This is a genomic window from Xanthomonas graminis pv. graminis (assembly GCF_030168915.1).
Taxonomy (GTDB): domain Bacteria; phylum Pseudomonadota; class Gammaproteobacteria; order Xanthomonadales; family Xanthomonadaceae; genus Xanthomonas_A; species Xanthomonas_A translucens.
Genome location: NZ_CP076255.1, coordinates 597,526 through 610,625, shown reverse-complemented (window position 1 = coordinate 610,625; position 13,100 = coordinate 597,526). Strand labels below are relative to the sequence as shown.

Below are 13,100 nucleotides of genomic sequence, written 5' to 3'. Positions count from 1 at the left end.
GTGAGGTCAAGGGGCCGTGCGCACGGAACCGGCCAGTTTCGGCGATCCCAGTTCCGCGCTCAGCGCATCGTTCTTGTAGAAGGTGTAGGACAGGGTGATGGTGGTGATGTCGCCAGGCAGGTTCGGATCGACGATGAAGCGCACCGGCATGTCGCGTTTCTCGCCGGCCTGCAAGGTCTGCGCGGTGAAGCAGAAGCACTCGGTCTTGGTGAAGTAGCCGGAGGCGCGCGACGGCGCCACCGACGGCACCGCGCTGCCGACGATGGCGCGCGCGCTGTCGTTGCGTGCGTAGTACAGCGCTTCGTTGAGTTCTCCCGGCACCACCTGCATGGTCAGCTGCTCGGGATGGAACGACCACGGCAGCTTGGAATTGACCCCGCCGTCGAACTCGACCTTGACCGTGCGCTTGCCGAGCAGCGGCTTGCCCGCCTGCGGGCCTTCGCCGGGGCCGCGCTCCAGGCGCACGCCGAACACCTTCTCGCAGGCGATGCGGTACAGCGGCACCAGCGAGAAGGTCAGCACGAACACCGCCAACGCCACGCCGACCAGCTTGAACAGCCCGGCGCTGCTGTGCACGCGCGGCGCCGGCGCGTTCATCGGCCCAGTATCCCGGACAGGATGAAGCCTGCATAGATCAGCACCGCGATCGCACCGATCAACAGCGCGGTACGCACGGCGCGCTTGCGGCGCAGGGCCAGATCGTCGAGCGGCGTCTGCGCGGTCATCAGTGGCTGATGTCGTCGTGGGCCAGGTCGCCGGGCTTGAGCACCGGCGGCAGGGTGAAGGTGTGCGCCGGCGCCGGCGACGGCACGGTCCACTCCAGGCCGCGCGCGCCTTCCCATGCACGCGCCTCGGCGCGCGCGCCGTTGCGCAGCGACGCCAGCAGGATGCCGGCCATGAGAAACGGAGTGACGAACATGCCGAACGCGCCGATCGAGCTGACCAGGTTCCAGTCGGCGAATACCACGTTGTAGTCGGGGATGCGCCGCGGCATACCGGCCAGGCCGAGGAAGTGCTGCGGGAAGAACAGCAGGTTGACGAACAGCATCGTCCACCAGAAATGGAACTTGCCCCAGGCCTCGCTGTACATGCGCCCGGTCCACTTCGGCCACCAGTAGTAGACCGCGGCGATCAGCCCGAACACCGCGCCGGTGACCAGCACGTAATGGAAGTGCGCGACCACGAAATAGGTGTCGTGGTACTGGAAGTCGGCTGGCACGATCGCCAGCATCAGCCCGGAGAAACCGCCGATGGTGAACAGGATGACGAACGACACCGCCCACAGCATCGGCGCCTCGAAGGTCAGCGAGCCCTGCCACATGGTGCTGACCCAGTTGAACACCTTCACCCCGGTGGGGATGGAGATCAGCATGGTGGCGAACATGAAGTAGATCTCGCCGCCCAGCGGCATGCCCACGGTGAACATGTGGTGCGCCCAGACGATGAAGCTCAGGAACGCGATCGCGGCGATCGCGTACACCATCGCCTGGTAGCCGAACAGCGGCTTGCGGCTGAAGGTCGGGATGATCTCGCTGACCACGCCGAACGCCGGCAGGATCATGATGTAGACCTCGGGATGGCCGAAGAACCAGAAGATGTGCTGGAACATCACCGGGTCGCCGCCGCCGGCGGCGTTGAAGAAGCTGGTGCCGAAGAACTTGTCGGTCAGCAGCATTGTCACCGCGCCGGCGAGCACCGGCATCACCGCGATCAGCAGGAACGCGGTGATCAGCCAGGCCCAGCAGAAGATCGGCATCTTCAGCAGGTCGATGCCCGGCGCGCGCATGTTCAACACGGTGGCGATGATGTTGATCGCGCCCATGATCGAGCTGATGCCGGCGACGTGGATCGCGAACACGCTGAAGGCGACGTTGTAGCCGCCCTGCAGCGACAGCGGCGGGTACAGGGTCCAGCCGCCGGCCGGTGCGCCGCCGGGCAGGAACAGGGTCAGCAGCAGCAGGCTGAAGGCCACCGGCAGCAGCCAGAACGACCAGTTGTTCATGCGCGGCAGGGCCATGTCCGGCGCGCCGATCTGCAGCGGGATCATCCAGTTGGCCAGGCCGACGAAGGCCGGCATCACCCCGCCGAAGATCATCACCAGCGCATGCACGGTGGTCATCTGGTTGAAGAATTCGGGCTTGACGAACTGCAGGCCCGGTTGCGCCAGTTCCGCGCGGATCACCACGCTCATCCCGGCGCCGATGATGAACATGATGAAGCTGAAAAGCAGGTACAGCGTGCCGATGTCCTTGTGGTTGGTGGAGAACAACCACCGTTCCACGAAGCTCTGCTGATGCCCGTGCTCGTCGTGGTGATCGACTGCGGAATGGGCCATGGCGCTACCTCGAAAAGGAATGCAGGAGATCAGGCGGCTTGCACGGTCAGGTGCGAGCCGGAACGAAGACGGGGCAGCAGGGCCTGCGGCGGCGCGGCCGGCGCAGTGGCCGCGGGCGCGGGCGCATCCGCAGCCGCCGGCGCGGCGGGCGCGGTGGCCGGCGCAGCCGGAGCCGCCGCCGGGGCCGGCTTGCGTGCCGCCAGCCACTTCTGGAAGTCCTGCTTGGACATCGCCTCGACCACGATCGGCATGAAGCCGTGGTCCTTGCCGCACAGTTCCGCGCACTGGCCGCGGTACACGCCGGGCGTGTCGATGTCGGTCCAGGCTTCGTTGATGATCCCGGGGATGGCGTCCTGCTTCCAGCCCAGCGCCGGCACCCACCAGGCGTGGATCACATCATCGGAGGTGATCACGAAGCGCACCTTGGTGTTCACCGGCAGCACCAGCCGGTTGTCCACGTCGAGCAGGTAGTGCGGATTGCTTTGCAGGCTCGGCACCTGGCCGCTCTGGCGCATACGGTCCGAATCGCGCGCCAGGCGGCTGGTGAAGGTGACGTTCTCGCCCAGGTACTCGTAGCGCCACATCCACTGGTAGCCGGTGACCTTGACCGTCAGCTCGGCGTCGCGGGTGTCGTACATGGCGATGAGTTTGGCGGTGGCCGGCCACGCCATCGCGATCAGGATCAGCACCGGAATCACCGTCCAGATCACCTCGGCCTTGGTGTTGTGGCTGAACTGCGCCGCGACCGCACCCTTGGACTTGCGGAACTTGAACATCGCATAGCCCATCGCGCCGAACACCAGCACGCCGATGACCGCGCAGATCCACAGCGACAGCATGTTCGAATCGTAGGCGTTGCGCGCGCTCTGGGTGACGCCGCGGCCCATGTTCAATTGCCAGGGTTTCGGGTCGGCCGATTGCGCACACGCCAACGGTGCGGCCAGCGCCGCCGCCATTGCCATCGCAGCCCTGACCGCCTGTTGCTTCCATCTGCCGCTTCGCTTCATTGCCTAGACCCCTTGGAGCGTCATCGGTTGCGGCCGGTCGCGGCCGCCAGCAAGCCTTCCAGGGTCTGCGCCAGCGCGCGGCGCTCGTCCGGGCCGAGGAACTCGCCGACCCGAACCTGCTTGCCGCTGCACGCCAGCACCACCCTGTCGTCGCCTTCGATCCGCAACCGCACCCAATGCGGGTGGGCGCGGAACGCCGGCGTTCCTGCATTCGTGCGGGTCACTTCCACGCAGCCCGGACCCACCCGGATGTCCTCTTCGCGATCGCCGCTGCGCCATGACCAGCGCAGCGCGAGCGCCACCACGATGCTGTGCAACAAGGCGAACACCGGCGCGAACACGTTGCCGGCGAACCAGCCCACTACCGCCACTGCCCACATCGCCCCGGCCAGCGCCGCGAACAACATCACGAATTGCCGGGCACTGAGCGCCCGTGGCGGCCGCAGCCGCAGCTGCGTTCCCGCTCCCTCCGCAGAACACGGACACATTTCGATCATGTCGAACCGCGCTTCCGAGCCGCCGCGCTGTGCCAGCCGCGAGCAACGATTCGATGGTAGCCCCGGGCCTGCGCGCCGGCAAGCGCGGGTTCATCATAAAAAATGCTGCATTGCAACCAGATTTCTTGCCATGCACGTTCAGACAACGCGGCGCAGCGCGCGCAAGCGCAGGCCGCGCCGACGCGCTGCGCGAGCGGGCGCTGGCATAAAATGCGCGCATCTTCCCTGGTCCTTCCTGCATGAACGCTCTGTCTGGCGCCGGTTCCGTACCGGCGATGCCGTCCGCGTCTCCCTCGCCGTTGCTTGCCCCGGAACTGCCCCCCGCGCCCCAGGCCCTGCGCGCCGCGATCACCGCCGCGTGGCTGAAGGACGAGGCCGAGCACGTGCGCGAACTGCTCGAGCAGGCGCGCCTGCCCGCCGCCGACCAGGCCAAGGTGCAGGCGCTGGCCGCCGACCTGGTCACCCGGGTGCGCGCACGCGCCCAGGACCAGGGCGCGATCGAGGCCTTCATGCGCCAGTACGACCTGGGCAGCGAGGAAGGCGTGCTGCTGATGTGCGTGGCCGAAGCGCTGCTGCGCATCCCCGACCAGGAAACCGCCGACAAGCTGATCCGCGACAAGCTCGGCGACGCGGACTGGAAGAAGCACATGGGCGAAAGCGACTCGGTGCTGGTCAACGCCTCCACCTGGGGGCTGATGCTCACCGGCAAGCTGGTGCAGATCAACGACCTGACCCGCGCCGACGTGGCCGGCGCGTTCAAGCGCCTGATCGGCCGCGTCGGCGAGCCGGTGATCCGCCTGGCGGTGCGCCAGGCGATGAAGATCATGGGCCACCAGTTCGTGATGGGCCGCAGCATCGGCGAGGCGCTGTCGCGCTCGAAGAAGGGCGACAACGCGCATTACCGCTACTCGTTCGACATGCTCGGCGAAGGCGCGCTGACCATGCGCGACGCGCACCGCTACCTCGACGCCTACCGCCAGGCGATCCACGCGATCGGGCGCAGCGGCCCCAACGGTTCCTACAAAGGCAGCGACGTATTCGCCGCGCCCAGCATCTCGATCAAGCTGTCGGCGCTGTATCCGCGCTACGAACACGCCAAGCGCGCGCGGGTGATGGCCGAACTGGTGCCGGGCGTGCTGGAGCTGGCGCAGCTGGCCCGGTCCTACGGCATCGGCTACACGGTGGACGCCGAAGAAGCCGACCGCCTGGAACTGTCGCTGGACATCATCGAGGCCACCTTCTGCGATCCGTCGCTGGACGGCTGGGAAGGCTACGGCCTGGCGGTGCAGGCGTACCAGAAGCGCACTCCGTACACGATCGACTTCCTCGCCGACCTGGCGCGCCGCGTCGGCCGCCGCATCCCGGTGCGCCTGGTCAAGGGCGCGTACTGGGACGCGGAGATCAAGCGCGCACAGGTCGAGGGCCATCCGGGCTATCCGGTGTTCACCCGCAAGCAGAACACCGATGTGTCCTACCTGGCTTGCGCCAAGCGCATGTTCGCGCACAGCGACGCGCTGTACCCGATGTTCGCCACCCACAACGCGCAGACCATCGCCGCGGTGCGCGCCATCGCCGGCAGCAAGGACTACGAACACCAGAAGCTGCACGGCATGGGCGACGACCTGTACGCCGAGGTGATCCCGGCCGGGCGCCTGGGCGTGCCGTGCCGCGTGTACGCGCCGGTCGGCTCGCACGAGGACCTGCTGCCGTACCTGGTGCGACGCCTGCTCGAGAACGGCGCCAACTCCAGCTTCGTCAACCGCATCACCGACGAGGACGTGGCCATCGAGGACCTGATCCGCGATCCGGTTGAAGCCGTGTCCGCGTTCGCCTCCATCCCGCATCCGAAGATCCCGCTGCCGGCCGACCTGCTGCGCAGCCAGAACCACAACAGGAAGAATTCCATGGGCGCCAACCTCGCCAACGACAACGACCTGCGCGCGCTGGCCGACCAGCTCAACGCCGCGATCAAGCCCTGGCAGGCCGCGCCGCTGGTGCCGGGCGCGGTGATCTCCAGCGCGCCGCTGGACGTGACCAACCCCGCCGACCGCCGCCAGGTGGTAGGCCGCTGGCAACCGGCAGACGCCGCCACGGTGGAGAAGGCGCTGGCCAACGCGGTGGCCGCGCAGCCGGGCTGGAACCGCACCCCGGCTGCCAGCCGCGCCACCATCCTCGAGCACGCCGCCGACCTGCTGGAAGCGCGCATGCCCGAGTTCATCGCGCTGTGCGTCAAGGAAGCCGGCAAGACCCTGCCCGACGGCGTCGCCGAAGTGCGCGAGGCGGTGGATTTCCTGCGCTATTACGCCGGCCAGGCGCGCGCCCAGTTCGGCGCGCCCGAGCGCCTGCCCGGGCCGACTGGCGAATCCAACGAACTGCAGTTGCACGGCCGCGGCGTGTTCGTGTGCATCAGCCCGTGGAATTTCCCGCTGGCGATCTTCCTCGGCCAGGTCGCCGCGGCGCTGGCCGCCGGCAACAGCGTCATCGCCAAGCCTGCCGAGCAGACCAACCTGGTCGGCCATGCCGCGGTGAAGCTGCTGCACGAAGCCGGCGTGCCGGAAGCGGCGGCGCAGTTCCTGCCCGGCGACGGCGCCACCGTCGGCGCGGCGCTGACCCGCGATGCGCGCGTGGCCGGCGTCGCCTTCACCGGCTCCACCGAGACCGCGCGCGCGATCAACCGCGCGCTGGCCGCGCGCGATGCCGCGATCGGCGTGCTGATCGCCGAGACCGGCGGCCAGAACGCGTTCATCGCCGACTCCTCGTCGCTGCCCGAGGCGGTGGTCAAGGATGCGATCTCCAGCGCCTTCATCTCCGCCGGCCAGCGCTGCTCGGCCGCGCGCGTGCTGTTCGTGCAGGACGACATCGCCGACAAGGTGATGACCATGCTCGCCGGCGCGATGGCGGAACTGAAGATCGGCGACCCCGGCTTGCTGTCCACCGACGTCGGCCCGGTGATCGATGCCGACGCGCTGCAGATCCTCACCGAGCACGCCGCGCGCATGGACCGCGAAGCGCGCCTGATCGCGGCGACCGCCAGCGACGACGGCACCGCCCACGGCAGCTTCTTCGCCCCGCGCGCCTACGAACTGCAGTCGCTGGCGCAGCTGCAGCGCGAGATCTTCGGGCCGGTGCTGCACGTGATCCGCTGGAAGGCCGACCAGCTCGACGCGGTGATCGAGCAGATCAACTCCACCGGCTACGGCCTGACCCTGGGCGTGCATTCGCGCATCGACGAGACCATCGAGCGCATCGCCGCGCGCGTGCAGGTCGGCAACGTCTACGTCAACCGCAATCAGATCGGCGCGGTGGTCGGCGTGCAGCCGTTCGGCGGCCAGGGCCTGTCCGGCACCGGCCCCAAGGCCGGCGGCCCGCACTACCTGCTGCGCTTCGCGACCGAGAAGGTGGTGACGGTCAACACCACCGCGGCCGGCGGCAATGCCTCGCTGCTGACCTTGGGCGACTGATCGCGCGCACGTTTCTTCATTCATTTGGCTGTTGCTCGCCAAACTTGTGCTGGAACGCGCCGGCCAAGCCGTCGCCGCCGTAGTCGCGCACGCGGCTTTCCAGGCGGCCGCTGCACAGTCACGCTGCCGCTGCTGGTCTGCTTGAAATCGAACGCGGTGGGCGTGCGGAAATCGATGGTGCCGCCGATCGCATCGCCGTCCATCTGTCCCAGTCGACGGGCGAATGGCGAATGGCGAATGGCGACGGCATGACGGCCGTGGCCGCATGCCGATGTCATCTCCACATCGGCTTCACCAGCCTTCCACGCGCAGGTCCGAGGCCGGTCAAGCGGTCGCCAGGATATGTTGCAGGGCCGCATAGGCACAGGGAAACGCGCACAAAAAAGCCCCGCCGAAAGCGGGGCTTTGGTGGCGCGCGGCCTGCGCCGCGCGACCGTCGCGCACGCGCTCGATCAGAACTTGTAGTTGACCGACGCCGCCAGCACGTTGCCGCTCACGTCGTAGCTACCGACCAGGGTGTTGCCGGTCGCGGTGGTCGAGTTGATGCTCGGATCGCTGGTGAACAGGTGGGTATAGCCAAAGCTGTACTCGGCCTGCTCGGACGGACGCCAGCTCAGACCCAGCGAGACCCACTTGCGGCTCGCGTCGGGCACGCGCACGTCGCGGTGCTCGTTGCTGGTCGGGGTTTCGTCGTAGGCCAGGCCGCCGCGCAGGGTCAGCGTGTCGCTCATGCGGTAGTCGGCACCGATCGAGACGAAGGTGGTGTCGTTGTAGGCGAAGTTCAGCACGCTGTCGGGCTGGTTGTTCGCGAAGTCCACCGTCACCTGGTCGAACTTGCTCCAGGCGGTGCGGCTGACGTCGGCCATCACCGTCCACTGCTCGTTGATGGTGTGGGTGAAGCTGGCGGTGGCGCTGGCCGGCAGCGTGACCGTGGCGCGGCCCTTGGTATCGACGAAGGTGCCCGGCGCGGCGAAGGCCAGCACGGTGGCGGCGTTGGCCGGGGTGGTGAAGTCGGCCGTGCCGTCGGTGATCTTGTGCTCGACCTTCGAACGGTAGCTGAAGCCGATGTGGGTGTTCTCGTCGATGCTGAACAAGCCGCCCAGGGTGTAGCCGACATCGGTGCTGTTGCCCTTGATGCGCGAGTAGCCATCGGCGCTGCCCGGCGCAAAGCCCGGCACGCGGCGCGCGGCCAGGACGCTGCCCAGGTCGATCGCGTTGGACAGATCGATGTCCAGGCGCTCGGCGAACACCGACGCGCCGAACGACACGTACGGATTCACGTCGTAGGAGAACGCCACGTTGAAGTCGATCGCCTGCAGCTCGGTCTTGACGCCGTTGTAGCGGCCGACCCAGTCGCGGTCGTATTCGGTCTTGAAGCCGTACGGCACGGTCAGCGAGGTGCCGAGGTGCATGTTGTTGTTCTCGCCGAACGGCAGGTGGAAGTACACCGCCGGGACCGGTGCGATCGTGCCCGCGTCGCCGCCGTTGCCGCCGGAGATCGGCGCGCCGGTGGCGTAGGTGCCGGTGCCCTGGTACTTGGCGGCGAACTGGATCGCGCTGACGTCGGCCTGCAACACCGTGCCCTCGAGCTGGCGCATGCCGGCCGGGTTGTTGGCGATGATCGAGGCGTCGCCGGGCGCGCTGCCGGAGCCGGCGAAGGCGCGGCCCAGGCCCTTGGCGCTGTTTTCCTTCAGCTGGAACGCGGCGCCATGCGCCTGACCGATGGTCAGGGCGCCGACGATGCCGACGGCCAGGGCGGTGAAACGGATGAACTGGGTTGCGTTTTGCATGGCTTGTTACTCTCCGGAAGACGAAAATGTCTGTGTTCGCGTCTGCGCATCCCAGCTGAGCAAGCCGGAAGTGCGCGCCGGAGTCCCCTCCCGACATACGACGCCGTATGCAGTATACCTCCCTGCGTTAACCGAACAATAACAATAACACCCGTTCAGTTTCGCCCAGAGTAGGCGTGCGTTCAGCCGGATGAAGGCGGTATCGTTACAGGCCGCGTTCCCCGGTACAGGCATGTTCGTCTCCATCCCCTCCCGCGACCGGACCACGCTGCGCTGGGCCACGCCGTTGCTGTTCGCGGCGATGTGGCTGGCGTTCCTGTGGTCGATCAGCCGCCCCAACCAGGCCCGCGCCACGCTGTGGCTGGACTGGGGCGCGCTCTCGGCCGGCGTCGCCAGCCCGCGCGACTGGCTGGCCACCGTGCAGGACGGCAGCGTGCTGCGTCTGTTCACCGCGCTGTTCCTGCATGCGGACTGGTCGCATCTGCTCGGCAACCTGGTGTTCCTGCTGATCTTCGGCCTGCCTGCCGAGCGCGTGCTCGGGCCGTGGCGCTTCCTGCTGCTGTTCCTGGGCGGCGGCGCCCTCTCCAACCTGGCCGCGGTATTCGCGATCGGCACCCCGGACCGGGTCATCATCGGCGCCAGCGGCGCGGTGTCGGCGCTGATCGGCACCTACCTGGCGCTGTTCCCGCGCGCCAAGCTCGGCGTGGTGCTGCCGCTGGGGCTGTTCCTGGAATTCGTGCGCGCGCCGGCCTCGCTGCTGATCGGCACCTGGGCCGCGCTGCAGGTGGTGTTCGCCTACATCGGCCCGGCCTTCGGCATGGTCGCCTGGTCCGCGCATCTGACCGGCTTCACCCTGGGCATGGGGTACGGGCTGTACGTGCGCGCGGCGATCGCGCGGCGCCTGCGCAAGCGCAAGGGCTTCTGAGCCGGCGCGCCGCCGCGCCCTATACTCCGCGCATGGCCAAGTCCCTGTACAAAGTGACGTTCCTCAACCACGGCAAGGTGTACGCGCTGTACGCGCAGCACGTGGGCAGCAGTCACCTGTGGGGCTTCAGCGAGATCGGCGGGCTGGTGTTCGACCTGCACGACGGCCTGGTGGTCGATCCCACCGAAGAACGTCTGCGCGAGGAATTCGGCGACACCAAGATGCTGCACCTGCCGATGCAGAGCATCGTGCGCATCGAGGAAGTGGAGAAGAAGGGCCAGTCGGCGATCCGCGACGCGACCACAGGCGAAAAGGTGATCACCCCGTTCCCAATGCCGGGCAAGCCGCGCTGAACCGATGCGGATCCTGATCGCGGACGACTACCAGGACACGGTCCGGCAGCTACCCTGCTTTCAGCGGCTGCAGGCGCATTCCGTCGATGTACTGACCGCGCCACTGCACGATCGCGCGGCTTTCGTCGCGCGCGCCGCGCCGGCCGAGGCGCTGGTGCTGATCCGCGAACGCACCCACATCGATGCCGCGCTGCTGGCGCAGCTGCCGAACCTGCGCCTGATCAGCCAGACCGGCAAGATCGGCGCACACATCGACCTGGCCGCATGCACCGCACACGGGATCGTGGTGAGCGAGGGGGCCGGCTCACCGATCGCGCCGGCGGAGCTGACCTGGGCGCTGGTGATGGCGGCCAGTCGGCGGCTGCCCGCTTATCGCGATGCATTGCACGCCGGCCACTGGCAAGCCACCGGCGACGCGCGCCTGGGACGCAGCCTGCACGGCCTGACCCTGGGCGTGTGGAGCTACGGCAAGATCGGTCGCCGCGTGGCCGCGTATGGCCGCGCATTCGGCATGCGCGTGCTGATCTGGGGCGGCGAGAGTTCCTGTGCGCAGGCGCGTGCAGACGGATTCGAGGTGGCGGCAAGCCGCGCGTCGCTGTTCGCCGACAGCGACGTACTCAGTTTGCACCGGCGTCTGGTCGCCGCAACCCGGCACCAGATCGTGCTCGACGACCTGCTGCGGATGAAGCCCGACGCGCTGCTGGTCAATACCAGCCGCGCCGAGTTGCTCGCGCCCGGCGCGCTGCTGGCGGCGCTGGACGCCGGGCGTCCGGGACAGGCGGCGCTGGACGTGTTCGAGCACGAACCGATGCTGGATCCGCAGCACCCGCTGCTGCGCCACCCGCGGGTGCTGGCGACGCCGCACCTGGGCTATGTCGAGCAAGCCAGCTACGAACTGTACTTCGGCACGGCCTTCGACAACCTGCTGGCCTTCGCCGCTGGCGCGCCGCAATGCCTGGCCAACCCCGAGGTGCTGGCGACGTCATCGGGCTGACCCGCATGGTGCGGGCGCCTGCGGCGCCAGCCACGCTGTGGGCCGATGGCCGCCTTGGCGTGCCACGGTTGCCGCATGCACGGGTCCCGCACGGCGCGCGCGCCCGGTTCCTGACGCCATCGTCGTCTGCCGCGTTCGCGCATGCGCGAACCCGCCGGCTGGCGATGGCGCCGTGCCGTCGCCCGCTCAGGAACCCGACGGCGGTAGCGCAGGTTCGCTCTTGCTCGGTTCGGTCGTCTTGCCGGACTCGGCCGGCGACTGCTGCGGCGCGGAAGCCGCCGGTGCGGCCGGCTTTCGCGCCGACGCCGGCGCTGCGGCCGGCTTGGCTTTCGGTTTGGCCTGCCTGGCCGCGGCGGCCCTGGCTACCGCACCGGGCTGCTTCAGTTCGGCCAACGCCTGCGCGATCGGCGCGTCGCCGGGCAGCACGTCGCCGGCGCTATAGCCCTCGGCGCCTTCGTCGTCGCCGTGCAGGTGGCCGGGCAGCGTCGCTTCGCTGTAGTCGGCCAGTACCGCCGGCTTGTCCGCGTCCTGCTTGCTCTCTTCCGGGCGCAGCACCACCTCCGGCACGATGCCGCTGGCCTGGATCGACTTGCCGCTGGGCGTGTAATAGCGCGCCGTGGTCAGCTTGACCGAGTCGCCGTTGTCCAGCGGCAGTACGGTCTGCACCGAGCCCTTGCCGAAGGTGCGGCTGCCGACGATGCGCGCGCGCTTGTTGTCGCGCAGCGCGCCGGCCAGCACCTCCGAGGCGCTGGCCGATCCGGCATCGACCAGCGCCACCATCGGCGCGCCGTTGAGCAGGTCGCCGGGGGTGGCGTCGAACTTGGAATCGCTGACCGAGATGCGCCCGCGCGTGGTCACGATGGTGCCCTTGTCGAGCAGGTCGTCGGCCACCTGCACCGCCGCGGTCAACAGGCCGCCGGGGTTGCTGCGCAGGTCCAGTACCAGCCCACGCAGCTTGCCGCCGGACTGCGCCTGCAACTGCTGCAGCTGCTTGTGGAAGTCCGCGCCGGTGTCGGCCTGGAAGGTGCTGATGCGGATATAGCCGTAGCCGGGCTCGAGCATGCGGCTGCGCACGCTGGCCACGCGGATGGTCTGCCGGGTCAGGGTCACGTCGAACGGCTTGTCCACTTTCTCGCGGACGATGGTCAGCACCACCTTGCTGCCCGACTCGCCGCGCAACGGCTCCATCGCCTTGACCGCGCTGATCGGCTTGCCGTCGATGGCGACGATGATGTCGCCCGAGCGCACGCCGGCACGCGCGGCCGGGGTGTCGTCGATCGGCGAGACCACCTTGAGCGTGTTGTCCGGCAGCTGCAGCAGCTCCACGCCGATGCCGTCGTAGGCGCCGGTGGCCTGTTCGTCGAAGGCCTCGGCGTCTTCCTTGCTGAAATAGGTGCTGTGCGGATCCAGGTCCAGCAGCAGGCCGCGGATCGCCGACTGCATGAGTTTCTTGTCGTCGACCGGATCGACGTAGGCTTCCTTCACCGCGTTGTACACCGCCACGTAGCGGCGGATCTCGTCCAGCGGCACGCGCGAGGTCGCCGATTCGGTGGCGTCCGGATCGTCGGCGCTGGCCGCCGGGGCCGGGGGCGTCTGTTCGCCGACGCTCTGCGCCATCGACGGCAGCGGCGCCAGAGCAAGCAACAGGGCAGCGGACAGGACTACGCGCATGAAGCACTCCGATTGGGGATGACCTGCGCCGTACACGGCGCAGCTGTCCGGATTATGCGCGAAAGCG

Annotated in this window: 11 protein-coding genes; 4 read left to right on the top strand and 7 right to left on the bottom strand. The window is 68.5% G+C overall.

What is annotated here, in order from left to right:
- Positions 1-6: 6 nt before the first annotated feature.
- From KHF85_RS02600 to KHF85_RS02580, 5 genes are read right to left on the bottom strand one after another with little or no spacing between them, the layout of a single operon-like run.
- Positions 7-597: a cytochrome c oxidase assembly protein gene (locus KHF85_RS02600; protein ID WP_003471846.1), complete on the bottom strand. Its 591-nt coding sequence runs from the start codon at positions 595-597 to the stop codon at positions 7-9.
- Positions 594-725: a hypothetical protein gene (locus tag KHF85_RS02595; RefSeq protein WP_003471848.1), complete on the bottom strand. Its 132-nt coding sequence runs from the start codon at positions 723-725 to the stop codon at positions 594-596. Before KHF85_RS02595 ends, KHF85_RS02600 begins: the two co-directional genes overlap by 4 nt.
- A complete protein-coding gene (gene ctaD / locus KHF85_RS02590; protein ID WP_039006247.1) occupies positions 725-2,335 on the bottom strand; it encodes a cytochrome c oxidase subunit I in 1,611 nt (536 codons plus the stop codon). Before ctaD ends, KHF85_RS02595 begins: the two co-directional genes overlap by 1 nt.
- A gap of 29 nt (positions 2,336-2,364) precedes the next feature.
- Positions 2,365-3,342 (bottom strand): cytochrome c oxidase subunit II, encoded by a 978-nt coding sequence (coxB, locus tag KHF85_RS02585; protein WP_284568405.1) that lies wholly within the window; start codon positions 3,340-3,342, stop codon positions 2,365-2,367.
- A gap of 20 nt (positions 3,343-3,362) precedes the next feature.
- Entirely contained in the window at positions 3,363-3,839 is a 477-nt protein-coding gene (locus KHF85_RS02580) for a DUF2244 domain-containing protein (RefSeq protein ID WP_053836929.1), read from the bottom strand.
- 275 nt (positions 3,840-4,114) lie between these two features.
- On the opposite strand from KHF85_RS02580, the gene putA reads away from it, so the two are divergent.
- Entirely contained in the window at positions 4,115-7,300 is a 3,186-nt protein-coding gene (gene putA, locus KHF85_RS02575) for a bifunctional proline dehydrogenase/L-glutamate gamma-semialdehyde dehydrogenase PutA (protein WP_284569457.1), read from the top strand.
- 452 nt (positions 7,301-7,752) lie between these two features.
- Here putA and KHF85_RS02570 read toward each other — a convergent pair whose 3' ends face one another.
- Positions 7,753-9,090: an outer membrane protein transport protein gene (locus KHF85_RS02570; protein WP_284568404.1), complete on the bottom strand. Its 1,338-nt coding sequence runs from the start codon at positions 9,088-9,090 to the stop codon at positions 7,753-7,755.
- Between the two features lie 232 nt (positions 9,091-9,322).
- On the opposite strand from KHF85_RS02570, the gene KHF85_RS02565 reads away from it, so the two are divergent.
- The 3 genes from KHF85_RS02565 to KHF85_RS02555 are packed head-to-tail and all read left to right on the top strand — an operon-like array spanning position 9,323 to position 11,362.
- A complete protein-coding gene (locus tag KHF85_RS02565) occupies positions 9,323-10,015 on the top strand; it encodes a rhomboid family intramembrane serine protease (RefSeq protein ID WP_009605019.1) in 693 nt (230 codons plus the stop codon).
- A gap of 32 nt (positions 10,016-10,047) precedes the next feature.
- On the top strand, positions 10,048-10,368 hold the full coding sequence (locus KHF85_RS02560) for a DUF1820 family protein (protein ID WP_064539480.1): 321 nt from the start codon (positions 10,048-10,050) through the stop codon (positions 10,366-10,368).
- 4 nt (positions 10,369-10,372) lie between these two features.
- Positions 10,373-11,362 (top strand): D-2-hydroxyacid dehydrogenase family protein, encoded by a 990-nt coding sequence (locus KHF85_RS02555; protein WP_284568403.1) that lies wholly within the window; start codon positions 10,373-10,375, stop codon positions 11,360-11,362.
- 186 nt (positions 11,363-11,548) lie between these two features.
- Here KHF85_RS02555 and KHF85_RS02550 read toward each other — a convergent pair whose 3' ends face one another.
- The gene (locus KHF85_RS02550) at positions 11,549-13,033 is read right to left on the bottom strand and encodes a S41 family peptidase (RefSeq protein ID WP_009605014.1); all 1,485 of its coding nucleotides are present in this window, start codon (positions 13,031-13,033) and stop codon (positions 11,549-11,551) included.
- Positions 13,034-13,100: the final 67 nt, after the last annotated feature.